This is a genomic window from Kitasatospora sp. NPDC057500 (assembly GCF_042802195.1).
Taxonomy (GTDB): Bacteria; Actinomycetota; Actinomycetes; order Streptomycetales; family Streptomycetaceae; genus Kitasatospora.
This window is the reverse complement of the sequence record NZ_JBHVER010000089.1, coordinates 12,260-30,310: the sequence shown is the minus strand read 5'-3', so window position 1 is coordinate 30,310 and position 18,051 is coordinate 12,260. Positions and strand designations below refer to the sequence as shown.

Below are 18,051 nucleotides of genomic sequence, written 5' to 3'. Positions count from 1 at the left end.
CGGCCCGCGCCCGCCGAGTCGCAGGAGGGCCACCGGACCGGCCGGGCGTGCTCGTGCCCTTGGCCGGGGAACGTCCGAAACCGGGCTACTGAGGGCGGTACTCCCCCAGAAGGATCGTCTTGTCAACGAAAGTGCGATCCTCGGGGAGGTACACCCCATGTCCATCACCATCGCTGTCCGACGCTGGGCTGCCGCTGGGCTCGGATCCGCCCTTCTCGCATCCGGTCTCGTGACCATGACGGCCGCGCCGGCCCACGCCGCCACTCCGATCTGCGCCAAGACCGTGACGAAGTGGTACCAGGACTTCTCGGGGCCCGTGGCCGCAGCGTCCAACGGCTCCCTGGACTGCCAGCTGGGTCCGGGCAACAGCGGTTCCGCGGTCAAGGCGCTCCAGGAGTCCCTTGACCTCTGCAGCACGAAGAGCCCCGGCAGCATCGACGGCATCTACGGTGACAACACCAAGGCGTCCGTCGCCCACCTGCAGCGTGAACACGGCATCACACCTGCCGACGGCCTCTACGGCCCGAAGACCAGGAAGGTCTTCAACTGGTACCTCGCGGGCCCCAGGGGCGGTGCCTGCGGACGCTTCTGACCGGAAGGGCCCGGGCCCGCTGGTCCGTGCCCCTGACAGGCGTGGATCGGAAGGGCCCGGCCCTTGTCGTTCGACACCGGCCCCCGGCAGGAGGGCCGCTCGTCCCGGACCGGGCTGGTCACCGACGCCAGGGCCGGCCCCGGATCCCGGCTCGGCCGGTCGCCTTCTCCACCCGCAGGGGCGGAACCGGTGGCTCCGACCCCTATCGCGTCGTTCATCTCTCGGGTCGGGTACCCGATCAGCAGTCCGTCGTAGGTCTCCGCCCGACGGCAGACAGCGTGGGCCAACAGACCGGTCCGGCACGCTGGTGCCAGTGCCCTGCACCTCTCGCAGCGCCTCGGCCACCGAGTCCCGCTACCGGCCGGGGGCCGGTCGATCAGGATCGGGTGGGGGAAGCGGCCGGGCTCGCCCGAGCTAGCTGCAAGCCTCCGCCGACAAGCTGATCCGTACGCCGGCGGTCGGCGAACAGGTCCTCCCTGCGAGCTCGGGAGCCGACCTCGGCCCGCCCTCCGAAAGGCGGGACTGCGCCGCTTCGCCGAGCTGACCGGACTCGACGCCGCCCTCGCCGGGGCCGGCGCCCGGCCGGCCCGCGTGCGGACGGCCGGCTGACCGCAGGGCCGGTGCCCGCGGGCACCGGCTCCGTGGTTCACCCGGACGCCACCGCGTGGTGCCCGTGACGGAAACCCCGAATCACCTAAACGGTTTGTATGAGAAACACTCACTATGCACAGGCCGGCCTCGTGACCTCCGCCGCACTGGCGGCTCTGCTCGTCGGCTCTCCCCAGTACACCGCGGCCGCCGCGGGGACCCGCACCTTCACCTACACCGGCGCGCCCGAACAGTACGTCGTTCCCGCAGGCGTCTGCGAGATCGCGGTGGACGCGTTCGGAGCCGCGGGCGGAAGCGCCGTCTACGGCTCGCCCGGCGGTAAGGGCGGCGAGGTCCGGGCGACGCTCCAGGTCCACGCCGGTGACGTCCTCACCGTCGACGTGGGCCAGGCGGGGAGCGGCGGCGACCTCTCGGTTCCCGGCAGCCTGGCCTACGGCGGCTACGGCGGTGGCGGGCAAGGAGGGTCCGCGACCGCCGAGCACCGTCCCGGCAATGGCGCCATCGGCGCCGGGGGCGGCGGTGCCACCACCGTGACGGCCGCCGGCACCCCCCTGGTCATCGCCGGAGGCGGAGGCGGAGGCGCCGGCAGCTTCAGCGACAACGGGACCGGACACGGCGGTGACGGCGGACAGGACGGGACCGACGGCGCGGACACCGGGGCGACCCAGGCCGGCAAGGGCGGCAAGTCCGGCGGCCACGGCGGCGCGGGCGGCGCCGGCGGAACCGCCACCACCGCCTCCGACCACGACGGCTCCCCGGGCGGCGCCGCCACCGGCGTCCACGGCGGCGACGCGGCCGTCAACGTCGGCGACATCCACATGGGAACCGGCGGTGGAGGCGGCGGCGGGGCCCACGGCGGCGGAGCCGGCGGCTCCTCCACGGGCAGCACGCTCGACGCCGGCGGGGGCGGCGGAGGCTCCAGCCTCGGTCCCGCCGGTGCGGCCTTCACCACCGGAGCGCGCAGCGGCGACGGCGAGGTCCGCATCGAGGAGCACGCCTGCGCCACTCCCTCCCCCTCGCCGACCGCCACCACCAGCCCCTCCCCCACGCCGTCCCCGACCGCCACCACCAGCCCCTCGCCCTCGCCGTCCCCGACCGCCACGTCCACTCCCAGCCCCACCCACACCGCGAGCCACGGCGGCACCGGCGCCCCCTCCCCCACCGGAGGCCCGAGCCACCACCCCGCACCCACCCCGCGACCCGGCGGCGGAGGCGACCAACTCGCCGACACCGGAAGCATGACGCCGGCGCTCCTGCTCGCCGGGGCGCTCTCACTGGGGGCCGGAGCCGCCGCCCTCCGCCGCGCCCGCCGCAGGGACCGCCGCTCCTGAGCGGCGTCTGAGCCGCACCTGACGCCAGTACCGGTGCCCGGCCCCGCCCCGCGCGGGGGCCGGGCGCCCGTCCTCCCCGCAGGCGCGGGGGCCAGCCCGTGCAGGCCGCACCGCCCGCGTCGACCCCGCCCCGGCTGCCGCTCACGCCGCCCTCCCACGCCGTGCGGATCGGCCGCAGTAGTGCCCCTGATGAAACTGCGGCCGCTTCCGAGCTACACGTCAGGGGCAATCAGTGGACCTCGATGACGAACGCCCCCGCCGGCCCAGAGAGCAATGAGGGGCTTCGTCGTGCCGCCACAGGTTCAGCCGGTGCACGCCATGGTGGCGTTCTGGGAATCCGGGTCGTTCCGGGTGCAGGTGTGCTGGGGAGCTGACAGGTCGCTGACGTGGGTCTGCCAGACCGCGCCCTGCCATTTGACCTGCGGGGCACTGGCGTTGTCGAGGCGACTGGGGTAGCGCAGGACTTCCCACGACGGGAACTTGTCCTTCGTCGTCGTGATGTCGAAGCCGGTGAAGGACTTGTTCCTGTCGTCGTACCCGTGCGGTGTCAGGTACCAGGTCGCGTTGATGCGGCCGAGGTCTCCGAACTGGTAGCCCGGGATATCCGCAAAGGAGTTGACCGCCGAGATCGACACCTTGATTCCCCCGCCGGTGGTGGGCTCGACCCAGTATTCGTTCTGGGGGATCGGGTCGTCCTGGACGACTTCGGCGTGCGAGGTGCGGACGAGGGGCTTGGCGTCACGGCATCCGTTCAGCGTGGAGCTGGGGTCATGGACGCAGGAGTGTTCGACGTAGACGCCGACGCGGCCCGTTTCGGTGTCCCACGCGACGGTCACCTTGGATTCGGCGGCCGGGTTGGTGCTCCACTGGCGGTTGTTGCCGATGATGTCGTTCACCGGGTTGTTGTCGGTGGCGATGTAGCCGCGTACGACGACGATCCCCCGGTCCCCTCCCAAGGGCAGCAGGTGCGCGGCCTCTTGCCGACCCCCGTCACGCGTACTGCCGTTGGGGGTGAGGTAGAGGTCGCGTGCCTGTGCGTACTGCGGGTTGGGAGTCTCCTCGGGGGACCATGCGATGGGGCCGTGCTCGAACATCTGGCTGACGCCCTCGACGCCCGGAACCTGGACTTCGTCGCTGATCGGGTAGCCGTAGCGACCGGCCTCCCACTGGGCCGTTCCCCAGCGTTCGCCGATGCGACCCCAGACAGGGTGTGCACCGGTGTCGGGGGACCAGTAGACCGAGCCGCCCTGGAAGACCTGGCGTACGCCCTTGCCGTCGGGGAGCCGGATCTCGTCGCTGGTGGGGTATCCGAGACTGCCTCCTTCCCAGCCGAGCTGTCCCCACTTGTCGCCGATGAGGCCCCAGATCGCGTGGGCCCCGCTGTTGGGGCTCCAGTAGATCGAGCCGTGCTCGAAGACCTGGCGGGCGCCCCCGTCCTTGGGGAGCGGGATTTCGTCGGACTTCGGACAGCCCAGGGACGCCTGTACGCCCGGCGTCTGCGTGTATTCGGTCCAGATGGCCCCGTGGACCGAGAAGCCCTCGTCACAGACGACCTGAGCCGATGCGGGAGCAGAATGAACACCCAGCAGAAGCAGGGAACTTGAGGCCGCGAAGGCGAGGAACCGGGATGCTTTTGCTCGGATCATGCCGGACATTCTCCACGCCTGGAGGTGGCCCGGACAATGAGACAAAGAGGCGAAGCACTCGAATGAGTGACGGGCCGGCGGTGACCACGTAGGCGTCGTCGTAGAGGATGTCGCCGAAATCCCCGTGGAACTCCTCCTGGGTCCGTTCGGCGAGCGTGGTGGGGTCCACCCCCATCCGCTCCAGGAGTTGCCACGGAGTGAACTGCGAACACCTGATCCATGCCCGACATCCTGCCGAAATCCCCGGTTCCTCCGACGAGTCGGTTGTGGGCGCGTTGGCGCAGGGCAGCGTTCCAGAGGACATCTCATTCGGGGGCCTAAAATCCAGTGCGCGAGTTCCGGTTCGGGTGATACAAGGTCTGCGTGACTGAGCATCTCCACTTCCCCACCCTGCTGCGGATGATTGACGAGCGGTCCGCTGCGTTCCGCGACACCGTCGCAGCGGCCCCCGACCTCGACGCCGACGTCCCGTCCTGCCCGGGCTGGACGCTGTACGACCTGGCGAACCACCTCAGTGAGGGGGACCGCTTCTGGGCCCACATCGTGCGGAACACCGCGCCGGGCGACGAGCGGCCGAGCAAGGACGGGCTGCCGGCACCCAGGGAGCGCGAGGCCCTCACGACCTGGCTGGCCGACTCGACGGAGCAGTTGCTCACTGCACTGCGCGAGGCCGGCCCGGACCGGGGCTGCTGGGCCTGGTGGGAGCCGCTCGCCTCGCCGCACACAGTGGCCGCCGCCGCCCGCCGCCGCGTCCCGGAGTCACTGATCCACACCTACGACGCCCAGCTGGCCTCCGGCAACCCGCAGGAGTTGCCGACGACCGAGGCGGTCGACGCCATCGACGAGTTCCTCGCCACCGTCTGCACCGTCACGGTCCCGTGGCCGGGCGAGCCCGCCACCATGGACTACCACGCAGCCGAGGCCGGCTCCTGGCGCCAGACGGTGGACGCCGCCGGTTCCCGCTTCACCCGCCTCACCGCGGCGGAGGCCGCCGAGAGCAAGCCCACCGCCGCCGTCTACGGCACGGCGAGCGAGATAGCCCTGCTCATGTACATGCGCATCCCGGCCGGCTCGCTGCGGGTGGAGGGCGATGCCGACCTGCTCCAGCAGCTGCAGAACTGGGGCTGAGAGAGCCTTCCCGGCGATTCCCCTGAGCCAGGGATACGACGAAGCGCTGTGGTCCTCTTCCGAAACCGAGAAGATCAAGCACGAGTTCCACCGACTCGACGACCCCGTAACCGCCGCAGCCGCCCTGCGAACCACTCTCTGAGTCGCCGATTTCGCCGGTCCCTCGAACTCGTCGCCCGGGCGGGCCCGGAACGCGGGCCCCCCGGCGCCGGCGGGTTCGGTGCGGCTGCGGATGCACTCCGGTACTGGCTTACGGGAAGTTCATCGGACAGCCCGCACCATGCGGGCCCGACTCGCCAGCCTCGCCCGCCTCGCCGAACACATCGATGGCCGGCCCGCTCGCGGGCGTCAGGCCCGGGCCGTGCCGGTCACCGCGGCGATGCCGGCCGCGAGCGTCGTGCGCAGTTGCTGCGCATCGGCCCCGGCGCGGGAGCGCAGGTTGACGCCGTGTGCCAGGAGGGCGAGGAGGTCGGCCGCGGCGTCCAGGTCGGTTCCGTCGGCGAGCTGGTGCTGTCGCCGGGCGGAGGCGAGAGCGGTGTGGAGGGCGTCGCGCAGGCGCTGGTGCTGCCGGTCGAGGATGGCTCGGACCTGGGGGTCGCTGTTCTCGGTGCCCGCGTGGGCGTTGGAGACCATGCAGCCCCACTGGGCGTACTCGCCGGTGCAGCGGGTCTCGATCAGTCCGGTGAAGAACTCCGCGATGGCCGGCAGTCCCCGGCCGTCCTCTTCGAGCCTGCCGAGGGCGGGCCGCGAGCGGCTGTCGACGTAGCGTTCGAGGGCGGCGCGGTACAGCTCCTGCTTGCCGCCGAACGTCGCGTACAGGCTGGAGCGGTTGAGCCCGGTCGCGTTCACGATGTCCTGGATGCCCGTGGTGGCCACGCCCTGACGCCAGAACAGCCGCACCACGGCGTCCAGGGCCGCGTCCGGGTCGAAGTGCTTGACGTCCGGCACGGCGACTCCCAGTCATCTTGGAATGATGATTCCAGGATATCCGCCCCGAGGCATTGACGCGGTGCACGCTCCAACCCCTATCTTGGAATGGATGTTCCAAGATCTCTGGAGGGAAGAGACCCGATGAGTGTCAATGCCGAGCTGCGTGCATTCTTCGACAGCCGCCAGCAGCAGATCCCTGCGGACATCCGCGCCGTCCTACAGCGCGCGGCCCAGGAGTTGGCCGCGTCCGGGCAAGCACAGAGCGCCCTGGCCGAAGGGGCCAAGGCCCCGTCCTTCACCCTGCCCTCGGCCACCGGGCGGTCCGTCGCGCTGGACGAGCTCCTCGCCGACGGTCCGGTGGTGCTGACCTTCTACCGCGGATCCTGGTGCCCCTACTGCAACATCGCCCTGCGTTCCCTTCAGCAGCACCACAGTGCCGTCACCGACCGCGGCGCCCGCCTGGTGGCCGTCTCCCCGCAGGTGCCCGACGAGTCGCTGTCCCTCGCGGAGAAGAACGAGCTGGCCTTCGACGTGCTGAGCGACATCGGCTGCCACACCGCCAAGCAGTACGGCCTCGCCTTCGACCTGCCGAACGACCTCGCGGCCGTCTACGAGGGCCTCGGCATCGACCTCCACCGGTACAACGCCGGCCACGCCCGCACTCTGCCCATCCCCGCGACCTACGTCATCGACCGAGAGGGCCTGATCCGCTGGGCCTTCGTCAACACCGACTACACCAGCCGCGCCGAGCCTGCCGACATCCTCACCGCACTCGACGGCCTCTCCTGAAGGACGGCCGCCGCGTCCTCGCCGCCTTCGCCGGTCGAACGGCCGAACGGTCAAGGGGCCAAGGGGCCAAGGGGTCAAGGGGCCAAACGGTCAGCAGCAGACCCCGCGCCCGGTCCGTGGTCGTGGAGCCACGGCGGGGTCGGCAGGACGCGGCAGGTCATCGAGTCAACGCACCTCGGCGGCGGCCCTCGTGTCACCGGAGGGGGTCCCCGGAGAGCACCTCGTTCGTCGGGATCCCCCCGAACGTGCCGGCGGTCCCGACCGGCACGGGTCGGGTTCAGGAGGGTGCCCCGGCGGCCAGGGCCTGGTCGACCAGTGCACGCAGTTCCCTGTCACGGACGATCATCGGGTATCCCCCGTCCGTGCAGAGCCGGCGGTCCGACTGCCGGACGGTCACCAGCGCGGCCCGGATCGCCGGGGTGGTCTCGCCCATGCGGATCAGCGCCCGCAGTGCTTCCCGAAAGAGGCGGAAGTCGTCGCCGCCGTCGGCGATCGGCAGGACGAACTCCTCGAGGACCCGCATGCTCGGTCCGGTCCGGCCGGTGATCGACCAGAGCGCGACCGCGGCGCCGAGGCGTGTCCCGCGCGTGCTGTTCTCCATCACGAACCGGACCCGGGCCGCGTAGGGCGCCGCGTCGGCACCGAATTCGCCCAGAACGTCCACCGGCCCGTACCAGGGTGGCGACGCGGTCATGACGGCGTCGCCGACGCGCCGCAGCCGTGCCGCGCGGTCGCCGCCGATGCACTCGGCGGTGTCGGCCACCAGGGCGTGGTTGCCCGGGTGGTCCAGGACTTCACAGGTGCTCAGGGCCGGTGCGGCCGAGGCGGCGTCCGGTCCCAGGCCTCGCAGGATGCGGAGCACGTAGACGGAGGTACAGGTGTCGGCGAGCAGCGGCAGGAGGTCGGGCAGGGCCGGCAGCGCGGCCTCGCCCCAGGCCTTCAGCACTTCGAGGAACGCGCATGTCGCACCACCTCGGGCCCCGCCCTCCCGGATCGCCTTCCGCATCGCGGGCAGTAGGACGTCCGCATGGGCGCGTAGCGGAACCAGCACCTCGGTGATGTCCGGCCGCCGGGGATCGGCGATTCCGTATCCGCGGCCCTGCTCCTCCCCCTGCGCGCGGAGCTGCTCGACCAGGCCGGGCAGGGCCCGCGGGTCACCGATCCGGGTCAGCGCCCAGCGGGCGATCTCTGCGACCGTTCCGTCGAGGTCCTCATCGGCCGCGTCGTCGCCGAGCAGTGCGGCGAGCCGATCCGCGTAGCGGGCCGCAGGGGCGCCCAGCACCGCGAGGATGTTCGCGGCCCGGAACCGAACGGCTCCGTCCGGACTGGCCAACAGCCCGCCCGCCAGCGGCAGCAGGGCAGCCTCCACGGAACGCCGCTCGGTCAGAAGACTCCACGCCACGTCCAGGGCCGCCCGGCAGAGCGGGGCGTCCTGGGTGCGGTCCGCCGTCTCGGCCAGCCGGACGGCGAAACGGAGCCCGGCGTCGGGATCGTGCGCGAGCTTCCACGCCGTCGAGCGGACGAGGTCCTCGCGGGTCCAGGAGTCCGGGACGCCCGGGGTGTACCAGGCTTCTTCGAACCGTGGCCGCACCGCGGCCTCGCAGTACACCTCGATCAGCCGGTCCATCTGCCGGACGGGGGCCTCCTGATCGAATTCCGCCCAGGCGTGCACGGCCGCGACCCGGAGCAGCGGGTCGTCCCCGTCCGCCAGCCCCGTCAGCACCGCCCGCGCCCCGTCGACGTCGTCGCCGCGCCCTGTCCCGCCGGCCTCCGCGGCCACGGCCTCGCCGAGGGCGAGCAGCAGCGGGATGCGGACCGTCGGGTCGGTCTCCGTCCGCCACCGCTCCAGCAGCTGTCCGGTCCCTCCGGCCAGGGGCAGGGCCTCCCGCCGCACCGCCGGCAGCGGATCCGCGAGCAACGCACGCGCCTGCGTCCGGTCGAGGCCCGCCAGAGCCGGTGCCTGCAAGGCCACCAGCAGCTCGATGAGCTCCAGCCGTGCGTCCGTGGACATGGCCGGGTCGGCGGCCATCGCGACGACGAACGGCAGGGCCACCGCCGTCGCGGACGGCGTCTCGCGACCTTCCCTCGTGACGAGGGAGTACAGCGGGTAGCAGTCGTCCCCGGTCGCCGCCGCGCCCGCGAGGGCGAGCCTGCGAAGCGCCCGCGACACATCGCGGGCCGACTCGCCCGGGTCCCCCGTCTCAAGTCCTTCCCACGCCACGGCGTCCAGCGCTTCCAGCAGTGTCCCCGTCATCCCGTCCGCCCTCACACCCGTCCCGCGCACCAGCACCAGCACCCGCACCCGCACCCGCACCCGTCATCGTCCAGGAAACCCGGCGCCTTGTCGCCCGAAATTCGCCCGCCCCCGCTTCGCGTCCGGGGCGGACGCTCGTCCCGACGACCGAGGGCGCGGTGGACGGGACCGCGCAGCACCGTTCGGAGCCTTGCAGGCCACTTGCCTGCACATGGTTCGGAGCCCTCGTGGTGACGCGTCCGGACGGTTGGCGGCAGTGGGGGCGGGCATCAATGGGACGGACGACGGAGGGGGAGAACATGGGTGGGGCGGACAGCGGCGACTGGCTCGACCTGGCCGACGCACTGAGCGCGCTGCACGAGCAGTTGGGAGAAGCTCGACTGCGAGCGGCCGACAGCCCGATCAGGCTGTCCGTCGAGGAGGTGACCGTCGAGTTCGGCATGGAGCTGCGCCGACTGGCCCGCGGGGACGGTGGCCTGCGGTTCGGGGTGGTGAGCGCGGGCGGCGGAGTGGAACGCACCTCCGTCGGCACGCACCGCGTCACGCTGCGGCTCAACGCCCGTACGGAGTCCGGGGAGCCGCTGGATGTCGCTGACAGGGACGACGACGAGTGAGCGCTGCCGGCCCTGACCCCCGGCGCGTCGTCCAGGTCAGGTGCCGACCGGCCTTCGGTACGGGATACCTGATCGGGCCGGGCCTCGTCCTGACCGCGGCCCATGTCGTGGCAGGAGCGCCCGGTCCGGAAGGCGGCTCCCCGGGGGGCGGCCCCGAGGCCCTGGACGGCGGCTCCCCCCGCGTCACCGTGCGTGCGCCCGGCGGGGAGGCCGTCGACGGCACGGTGGTGTGGCGGGTCCGGAGCGAAGCGGGGGACGCCGCCCTCATCTCGGTTCCGGTCACCGCCGATGCCGCGACCGTGCCGGGTCCCCCCACCCGGTACGGCGGGTTCGTGTCCGCCCTGCCGCGGCAGCCGGTGGAGGCCGTCGGCTTCCCCCGCCTGCAGAAGTACGGGTCGGTGCGCGACCAGGAGCACTTCGCGGGCAATGCCAGCCCGCTGACCGGACTCGTCTCGGGTCACTACGAGGTGGCCAGCTCCACACCGCTGCCCGGGCCGCGGCCCGAGGAGGACTCGGCGTCCTGGGCAGGGATGTCGGGCGCCGCGGTGTTCAGCGGTGGCCTGCTCGTCGGCGTCGTGCGCAGCGACCGCCGCGCTCGGGTGGGCGCCCGGCTCACCGCTACGCCCGTGGCGACCCTCCTCTCCGACCGGCGGTTCCGGGAGATCGTGCGGGGCGCGATCGGCCGGGAGCCGCAGTGCGAACCGGCAGAGCTGGCCGGCGTCCTGGAGTCCCCGTACCCCGACCGGGACATCCGGTCGGTGGCCTCACTGCTGCGCGCGGAGGCCGAGACGGTGGGCTTCCACGGCAGGACGGCGGAGATCGAGGAGCTCGCGGCCTGGTGCCGGGGCACCGAGCCGCTGTCCTTGCGCCTCCTGACGGGCCAGGGCGGGCAGGGCAAGAGCCGACTGGTGCGGCGGTTCCTGGCCGAGCAACGCGCCCGCGGATGGGTGGCGGGCGTGCTCCGGCGCGACGGTTCCGCCCAGAGCGCGGCGGGTGGGGAGCCGTTCGCCGCGGTGGCCCGAACCCGGCGGCCCGTCCTGGTCGCCGTCGACTACGCGGAGAACCACCTCGCCGAGGTGCGGGCCCTCATCGGGCAGGCGCGGGCGGCGAGTTGCCCGGTGCGTGTGCTGCTGGTCACGCGGGAGAGCGAGGCGCTGGCGGCTGGCCACATCGACGCCGATCCGAGCGTACGTGAACTGTTCGCCGGTGCACAGGAGTTGGCTCTGCCCGTGCTCTTCGCGGGCCCGGAGGAGCGGGCCACCGCGTTCGAGGCGGCCGTACGCGACCTGGCCGCCGCGCTGCCGGCCGTCCCGGGCCACGAGGGGCCCGACTGGGCCGCGGCCGCCGCGCACGTCGCCGTCCCGGAAGCCACGGCCAGGGAGAGCGGTTCGGTTCTCGGCGTCCAACTCGCCGCGCTCACCGCTCTCCTGGAGCGGATCAGCCGCCGCGCCGCGGGCCCCGACGAACCGGTCGAGCGCACGCTTCTGCGCCACGAGGAGGCCTACTGGTCGGCGGTGGCCCGGCGGCACGGACTGCGCCTCGACGCCGTGGCCCTGCGCGGTGCGGTCGCGGCCCTCGCCCTGGTCACCGTCTCCGGCGAGGAACAGGCGTGCGACCTCTTCACGACGATGACCGGCACGTCGGCCGGGGCCGGCGACCGCGCCCTCGACGGCGCCCGCTGGCTCGGGGAGCTGTACCCGCGAGGCGGTCGCGGCGGCACCCTCGGCGCCGTCCAGCCGGACCGTCTCGCGGAGTTCCTGCTCATCGACGTCTGCGCGCAGCAGCCCGACCTGCTCGCCCGCATCGTGTCCGTCGCCTCCCGCACCGGAAACCCGCACGAGATCGCCCTGGTCGAAGCGCAGTTCGGCCCCGACAGGAACAGCTCGTACGGCCAGATGAGGGCTCTGGTGGCGGCCGTGCTCGCGGCACGGGCGCAGGCTGCGGCCGGCGGGGCCGCCGGGCCGCTGCTCGACCAGATCGAGCGGACCGCGGGTCTGCCGATGGTTTCCGCCGAGACGCTGCAGTGGGCCGTCATGAACACCTTCGCCGCCTCGGCCGCGGTGAGCGCGGACGACTTCACCACGGACGCCGAGGGACGCTCGGTGCTGGCCCGCGAGGTCCGGATCGACGCACCGCTGGACCCGGCGGCGGCCGCGCTGCAGATCGCCGGCTTCCGCAGGGGCGCGCACGGGATGGTGCGGCGGGACGCGCACGGCGAGGCCTTCGAGCACGCCATGCTCGCCTTCCTCCTGTCCCGGGCGGGCCGGGAGGAGGAGGCACTGGAGGAGAGCGCCCGCGCGCTCGCCCGCCACCGTGCGGTGCCGGGCGGGCGGGAGCACCTGGCCGACCATCTCCACGCGCACGCCCAGCGGTTGCGCCGCCTCGGCCGGCACGCCGAGGCCGCGGAGTGCCTGCGGGAGGAGGTGGAGTTGCGCGGGAGCACCGGAGGGCCGCCGTTCCAGCTCTCCTCGGCGTACGAGGCGCTCGTCGAGGCGCTGCTGGCGGCCGGGCGGACCGGCCACGCGAGGGCGTACGCCGAACACGCCGCAGCGCTGCTGCGCCCGCAGGCCCGCGTGCCGTCGCCGGAGCAGGCCCGGCGGTACGCCCGTGCGCTCGGCGGCCAGGCGGACGCGCTCGCCGCGGACGGCGCGGTGGACCAGGCACTCGACTGCTGCGCGCGGGCGGAGGACTTCCTCGACGCGCTGCCCGCGGCCACCGCCGTGGCCCTGGCCGGCGAGCGGGCGGCGCTGTCCACCCGGTGGGCCGAACTGACGGTCGCGGCGGGCCGCTGGGAGGGCGTCGCCGCGCGCTGGCGGCTGGCCGCCGAGCACTGGCTGCGGGCCGACGGGCCGTACCGGGGCCGGGACCCGATCGCGCAGGCGGCGATCTGCTTGCTCAACACCTCGGTCGGCCACGGTGCGGCGGGCGAGCACGCGGCCGCCGCCGCGGCGGCGGCCGAGGCGGTACAGCTCGTGGAGGGCCCCCGCGGAGTGGTGCTGCGCAGGGACCACCCCGGAGTGTGCGAGCAGGTCCAGGTCCGCCAGGTCGCCTCGCTCGTCGACGCCGACCGGTTCGGCGAGGCGCTGAGCGAGGCCGAACGGCGCTGGTCCCGCCTCGCCCCGGTCGGAACGCGGGCGCGCGGCATTCTGGCCGACTCCCTCCGTCACGTGCAGCACGCCTACGCGAGCGGCGGGCGGTACGCCGACGCGCTACGGGCCGGACGCATCGCCGCACTGGTGATCGACGCGCTGGAGGCCTCGCCCGAGGGCACGAGGACCGACCGGGAGGCCGCCGAAAGGGCCATCACGCTCACCGAGCTCAGCGGCTGCCTCGCGACGGAAGGCCACCTCGGAGAGGGCGCCCGGGTCGCCGCCCGCGCGGCGGCCATGTGGCGCCGGTTGCGTGCCGTCCACCCCGCCCTCACCCGGCATCTGACGGAGTCCCTGATCAACCAGGGAGAGTGCCTGCGCCTGTCCGGCCGGTACGCCGAGGCCGCGAGCGTCCTCGCGGAGGCCGCCGCGACGGTGCGGGACGCGCCGGGAGGCGGGACGGTGAGCCGAACGGCCCCGGGCGAGGAGCGCGGCCCGGCGCCCGCCCGTGCGCCCGAACCGCGCGCGCAGCTCGTCCGGCTGCTCGACCGTCAGGCGTGGTGCGCGGCGCAGGCCGGGCGCGTGGACATCGCGCTGAACGCGTACCAGGAGCTCGTCGAACTGCACCGCCGGGCCGGCGACGCGGCGGCGCTCGCCTCGGCCCTCACGAACCTGGCGGTCACCTCGCAGCGGGCGGACGACCCGGGTGCGGGTCTGGCCGCCGCCACGGAGGCGGTGGCGCTGTACGGGCGCCTGTACTACCCCGACCCGGGTCCGCACGGCCGCGAAGTCGCCAGGACCTTCCTCGTGTACGCGGAGGGCCTGCGCCGCTCGGGCCGGCCCGCCGACGCCGTCGCGCCGCTCATGAACGCTCTGGGCATGGTCCGCGACGCGGCGCACGACGACATCGCAGAGGCCTGCCGTTCCGCCCTACGGCTCGCCTCGGCCGCGGACCCCGAGGGGGTCCGGGCCGCGGTCGACCGGTTCCTCGGCACCTGAGGGCCCGCGCCCACCCCACGCCCACCTCCTGGATCACCGGGCGCGGCCTCGCCCCGGGGCCGCCGACCGGGTACGTCCGCGCGGCCTCTTCGCAGAGAGGCCCTGAACGTCCTCCTCGCCGGTCTGGAGCAGGAGCCCCGACCGCTACGGCGCGACCGCCCGGGCCTCCGCCCGGGCGGCGAGCATCCGCACGTGCTCCTCGAAGAACCAGCGCGGGTCCCCGCCCATCCGGACCAGCAGCACCAACGCGGTCACCGCCACGTCGCACACCTCCTTCCGCACGTCGTCCCACTCATGGGAACGCCCCTTGCGCGGGTTCCCCCCGAGCACCCCGATCGCCGCCTCGGCCACCTCGCCGACCTCCTCCTGAAGCTTCACGACCTGCACCAGCCAGCGCTGCTCACCGACCATCACCGACTGCGAATCCAGCTCTTGCGCAAGCGAGTTGAGAGTCATCCAGGTGTCGTCCATGGCGCCGGATCCTGCCGCTGTTCGAACCGCTCGTTCAACACGGGCGGTTCCCGGCGAGCCTGTGGCGAACGCGCCGTTTTCGAGCAGCAGTCCAGCCCCCACCAGCCGAACCCCACCGACAAGTTCACCTGACCGGCCGCATCCCGGGTCCCCGCCCGCCCGATTCCATGCCCGTGAACAACCCGAACCGCCCCCGTCTGCCTGCCACGCCCGCTCGTGGATCGCCGGCCGCCCCTGAGCGCCGGTGACACACATTGTGGCCCGTCCGCGGGCGGCTACCAGCGAGTTGGTTCCTCTTGGGACATCGGGGATCACACCACCCCGACCCGCGGCCGGAAGGTGCGGATCGCGTCGCGCCCCTCCTGCACGAGCACGTAGCAGGACTCGGGGACGGGGTTCCAGGCCCCGGGGAGGTCGCCCAGCGGCTCGGAGACGATGATGCGGGCGTCCTCGGACGCCAGTTGCAGGACGGGGTTGTCCGGGTGCAGGGCGCGCAGCGCGTGGACGCTGGTGCTGAAGAAGAGCGATCGCGAGGCGTGTCCGCTGGAGTAGCGGAACGCCCAGAGCCGCGTGCCCTCGGAGACGGCCACCGTCATCTGCAAGGGGTCGGCGACGCCGTGTCGGGCCGCGGTCGCCTCGACGAAGCCGGCCATGCTCTCGACGGCGCCCGGGACGTCGTCCTGCAGTCCGAAGGTGAGCGCCAGGAAGAACATCAGCTCGGAGTCGGTGGACCCCTCGATGTGCGGGTAGAGGGAGGCGTCCACGCCGAGCATCAGGTCGCGCTTGAGCTTCGGGAAGCCGCCGATCGACCCGTTGTGCATCCACAGCCACCGCTCGTAGCGGAAGGGGTGGCAGTTGGTGTGCTGCACGGCCGTGCCGGTGGAGGCGCGGATGTGGGCGACGAACAGCGGTGAGCGCACGCAGTGCGCCAGCTCGCGCAGGTTGCGGTCGCTCCAGGCGGGGCCGACGCCGCGGAAGACCGCCGGCTCCACGACGTGGTCGGGTTCACCGTGGTCGGCGGGGTACCAGCCGATGCCGAATCCGTCGCCGTTGGTCGTCTCCACCCCCATCCGGGCGTGCAGGCTCTGGTCGATCAGCGAGTGCGCGGGTTTGTAGAGCAGTGCCTCCAGCAGGATCGGGGAACCGGAATAGGCCAGCCAGCGGCACATGCGGCTCGCCTCCCTTCGGCCGGGTCCTTCCACCGTAGGCCGAGGAGCCCGGCGGGGCGCGGGGAGCGCGAGGGGCGACCTCGTCAGGCGGACTTGGCCGCCCGGAGGAACTCCGCGATCAGCGCCGGGTCCTTCACCCCGCGCCGCACCTCGACGCCGCTGGAGACGTCCACGCCCCACGGCCGCGCGACCGTGATCGCCGCGGCGACGTTCGCCGGGCTCAGGCCGCCCGCCAGCACCCACTTCCCGGCCGGCGGCTTCGCGCCCAGCGCGGACCAGTCCCACGGCTCCCCGGCCCCCGCCACCGGCGCGTCGAGCAGCAGCAGGTCCTCGCCGAAGTCCCCGCAGTCCGCCCCGGCCGCCGCCGCTGCCGAGGTGGCCCTGATCAGCGGCAGGCCCAGGTCGGACAGCTCGGCGAAGGCGGCCGCGGGGTGGTTGCCGTGCAGTTGCACCGCCCGCACCCCGGTGGCCCGCACGGCCTCCCTGACGTACTCGGCCGGCTCCTCCCGGAACACGCCGACGGTCCACACGCCCTCGGGCACCGCGGCCGCCAGTTCCCGCGCCGCCTCCTGCGACACCCGGCGCGGACTCTCGGTGAGCACGAACCCGATCGCGTCGGCGCCGGCCTCGACGGCGGCGGCGACGTCCTCAGCGGTGCTGAGACCACAGATCTTCACGAACACGTTCCCGGACGCTCCCTACTGGACGGCGGCTGCCAGGGTACAGCGGGAAGGCCCCGGTCACCGGGCGTCCGGCATCGGGATCCATTCCCTCCTGCACCCTTCCGGCCTTCCCTCGGCGTCGCCCCGAGAACCACCCTTTGCCGGGTTTTCGTTGATTGAAAGAAATTGCGGCGATCACCCGATTATCCGACGATCCGTTACTCCGCTGCATGGGCGTGACCTTTCGAGGGCGTGGTGCGGCAATCGGGACCAGCCCTCCCCGCCGCCGGTGCGGTGGCTGATGCCGCTGTCCGAGCCGGGTGGTATCCATGGGCCGCATGGACACGGATCACGCCGACCCCGGCGACCTCGCCGCGATGCGCGCGGCCTTCGACGTCGACGACGGAGCCGATCCGGCGCTGGGCTGGGAGGCCGTGCACGCGTTCGAGGCGGAGCACGGCGTCGTCCTGCCCGAGCCGTACCGGACGTTCGTCGCGGAGATAGCGGACGGCTCGTGCTCCGGACCGCCGGACTACGGGCTCGTGGGACTGGCGAAGCTTCCCGGCGGCTGGGGTGGAGACCGGCCGGAGCGGGATCTGAGCCGGCCTTTCCCGCTGACCTCGATGTGGTTCTGGGCGGAGGACCCGAGGACCTCCGAGGAGATCGACCCGATCATCGGCCAGGTCTTCGACCACGGATCGATCGTGCTGGGAACCGACGGCTGCGGCATGTACTGGCACCTCATCGTCACGGGTCCGCACCGGGGACACGTCTGGAACACCAGCGGGGAAGGCGCGACTCCTTTCGGTGCGGAGTTCGGGTTCACCACGGCCGAGCCGGGCTTCGCGGGCTGGGTGAAGCACTGGGCCGCCGGCAAGCCCTGGTTCGACGTCGCCGAGGGTGGTTACTGATCCGGCAGGACATTCAGCAGCTCGCCGTGGCGCCAGGCCCTGACGTCCCGGCGAACGGCCGGGCTCCGAGGACGGTGCCGTCGGAGCGCGCCAGGGACCTGATCGGCTCCGGCTTCCCCTCGGACTACCGCGAGTTCACCGAGATCGACAGCGAGGAACTGACCACAGGCGGCGTCGGGTTCCTCGTCGACCGGCTGGAGCCCGCTACGGGGGCGGAGTGGATCTCATTGCCCGTCAGGACCGCCCCGGGGCGCTAGAATCGCGGGACTTGGCGCAGGGGACGGGGGTTCGCGGTGGACGGGGTGGACGGGGTGGAGGGTGAGGCGGACGGCGAGCTCGCGGGGCTGGTCCGGGAGTTCGCGGCCGTGATGGCGCGGGAGCAGGAGCTGGCGGAGCGGCGGGAGGCGGTGATCACCCGGTTGCACGCGGAGTTGGAGCAGTTGCGGCGGGGTGAGGTGGAGCGGGCGCTGGACCTGGTCCGCCATCCGTTGATCCGGCTGCACGACCAGCTCCTGCGGCAGGCCGCTGTGCTCGAAGCCCCGCTCACCGTCGATGAGTCGGGCGCACTGCTACGGGCGTTCGCGGACGAGGCGGCGGACGCCCTGGCCGGTACGGGCGTCGAGCGCTACCCGGCCCGGGTGGGCGAGCCCTACGATCCGGCCCGGCACCGGCCGGTCGGACGGGACGCCGCGCGGGGGCCCGAGGAGGACCGTACGGTCAGCGGGGTCGTCGCGGCGGGTTTCGCGGCCGGGGACCGGGTGGTGCGCAAGGCCGAGGTCCGGGTGGCCCGTTGGGACCCCGACGAGGCCGCCCACCGCTCCTGAGCATGTTCGGCGACTCCTACGGGGAAGGGTCCA

15 protein-coding genes are annotated in these 18,051 nt (G+C 73.2%); 9 read left to right on the top strand and 6 right to left on the bottom strand.

The annotated features are described in order from the left end of the window. Positions 1-235 precede the first annotated feature (235 nt). Complete coding sequence (locus ACFU74_RS20110) at positions 236-592, top strand: peptidoglycan-binding protein (RefSeq protein WP_380758492.1); 357 nt, start codon at positions 236-238, stop codon at positions 590-592. Between the two features lie 707 nt (positions 593-1,299). Next, positions 1,300-2,532 (top strand): LPXTG cell wall anchor domain-containing protein, encoded by a 1,233-nt coding sequence (locus ACFU74_RS20105; RefSeq protein WP_380758490.1) that lies wholly within the window; start codon positions 1,300-1,302, stop codon positions 2,530-2,532. Between the two features lie 302 nt (positions 2,533-2,834). Here the strand turns inward: ACFU74_RS20105 and ACFU74_RS20100 are convergent, their stop codons facing one another. After that, positions 2,835-4,187, bottom strand: a complete 1,353-nt coding sequence (locus ACFU74_RS20100) for an LGFP repeat-containing protein (protein WP_380758488.1) — start codon at positions 4,185-4,187, stop codon at positions 2,835-2,837. Positions 4,188-4,541: 354 nt separating this feature from the next. Between ACFU74_RS20100 and ACFU74_RS20095 the strand changes: the two genes are divergently transcribed. After that, positions 4,542-5,306 (top strand): maleylpyruvate isomerase family mycothiol-dependent enzyme, encoded by a 765-nt coding sequence (locus ACFU74_RS20095; RefSeq protein WP_380758485.1) that lies wholly within the window; start codon positions 4,542-4,544, stop codon positions 5,304-5,306. A 348-nt stretch (positions 5,307-5,654) separates the two neighbouring features. Here the strand turns inward: ACFU74_RS20095 and ACFU74_RS20090 are convergent, their stop codons facing one another. Further along, positions 5,655-6,254, bottom strand: a complete 600-nt coding sequence (locus ACFU74_RS20090) for a TetR/AcrR family transcriptional regulator (protein ID WP_380758483.1) — start codon at positions 6,252-6,254, stop codon at positions 5,655-5,657. A 123-nt stretch (positions 6,255-6,377) separates the two neighbouring features. On the opposite strand from ACFU74_RS20090, the gene ACFU74_RS20085 reads away from it, so the two are divergent. Beyond that, positions 6,378-7,025 carry a peroxiredoxin-like family protein gene (locus ACFU74_RS20085; protein WP_380758481.1) on the top strand — a complete coding sequence of 216 codons (648 nt, stop codon included), beginning with the start codon at positions 6,378-6,380 and terminating at the stop codon, positions 7,023-7,025. 277 nt (positions 7,026-7,302) lie between these two features. On the opposite strand, the gene ACFU74_RS20080 is transcribed toward ACFU74_RS20085, so the two are convergent. Continuing rightward, entirely contained in the window at positions 7,303-9,279 is a 1,977-nt protein-coding gene (locus tag ACFU74_RS20080; protein WP_380758479.1) for a hypothetical protein, read from the bottom strand. Between the two features lie 299 nt (positions 9,280-9,578). On the opposite strand from ACFU74_RS20080, the gene ACFU74_RS20075 reads away from it, so the two are divergent. Continuing rightward, positions 9,579-9,893, top strand: coding sequence for a trypco2 family protein (locus ACFU74_RS20075; RefSeq protein ID WP_380758477.1), 315 nt, complete (start codon positions 9,579-9,581; stop codon positions 9,891-9,893). Continuing rightward, positions 9,890-13,981 (top strand): trypsin-like peptidase domain-containing protein, encoded by a 4,092-nt coding sequence (locus tag ACFU74_RS20070; protein ID WP_380758475.1) that lies wholly within the window; start codon positions 9,890-9,892, stop codon positions 13,979-13,981. The genes ACFU74_RS20075 and ACFU74_RS20070 overlap by 4 nt, the downstream gene beginning before the upstream one ends. 144 nt (positions 13,982-14,125) lie before the next feature. On the opposite strand, the gene ACFU74_RS20065 is transcribed toward ACFU74_RS20070, so the two are convergent. The 3 genes from ACFU74_RS20065 to ACFU74_RS20055 form a co-directional block, all read right to left on the bottom strand. Further along, on the bottom strand, positions 14,126-14,452 hold the full coding sequence (locus ACFU74_RS20065) for a MazG-like family protein (protein ID WP_380758472.1): 327 nt from the start codon (positions 14,450-14,452) through the stop codon (positions 14,126-14,128). Positions 14,453-14,763: 311 nt separating this feature from the next. Then, positions 14,764-15,621: a class II glutamine amidotransferase gene (locus ACFU74_RS20060; protein ID WP_380758470.1), complete on the bottom strand. Its 858-nt coding sequence runs from the start codon at positions 15,619-15,621 to the stop codon at positions 14,764-14,766. A gap of 83 nt (positions 15,622-15,704) precedes the next feature. Continuing rightward, positions 15,705-16,298 carry a phosphoribosylanthranilate isomerase gene (locus ACFU74_RS20055; protein WP_380758468.1) on the bottom strand — a complete coding sequence of 198 codons (594 nt, stop codon included), beginning with the start codon at positions 16,296-16,298 and terminating at the stop codon, positions 15,705-15,707. Positions 16,299-16,621: 323 nt separating this feature from the next. Between ACFU74_RS20055 and ACFU74_RS20050 the strand changes: the two genes are divergently transcribed. The 3 genes from ACFU74_RS20050 (at position 16,622) to ACFU74_RS20040 (ending at position 18,018) form a co-directional block, all read left to right on the top strand. Next, positions 16,622-17,194 (top strand): SMI1/KNR4 family protein, encoded by a 573-nt coding sequence (locus tag ACFU74_RS20050; protein WP_380758466.1) that lies wholly within the window; start codon positions 16,622-16,624, stop codon positions 17,192-17,194. Positions 17,195-17,268: 74 nt separating this feature from the next. Next, a complete protein-coding gene (locus ACFU74_RS20045) occupies positions 17,269-17,451 on the top strand; it encodes a hypothetical protein (RefSeq protein WP_380758464.1) in 183 nt (60 codons plus the stop codon). Between the two features lie 36 nt (positions 17,452-17,487). Continuing rightward, the gene (locus ACFU74_RS20040) at positions 17,488-18,018 is read left to right on the top strand and encodes a nucleotide exchange factor GrpE (protein WP_380758461.1); all 531 of its coding nucleotides are present in this window, start codon (positions 17,488-17,490) and stop codon (positions 18,016-18,018) included. Positions 18,019-18,051 lie beyond the last annotated feature (33 nt).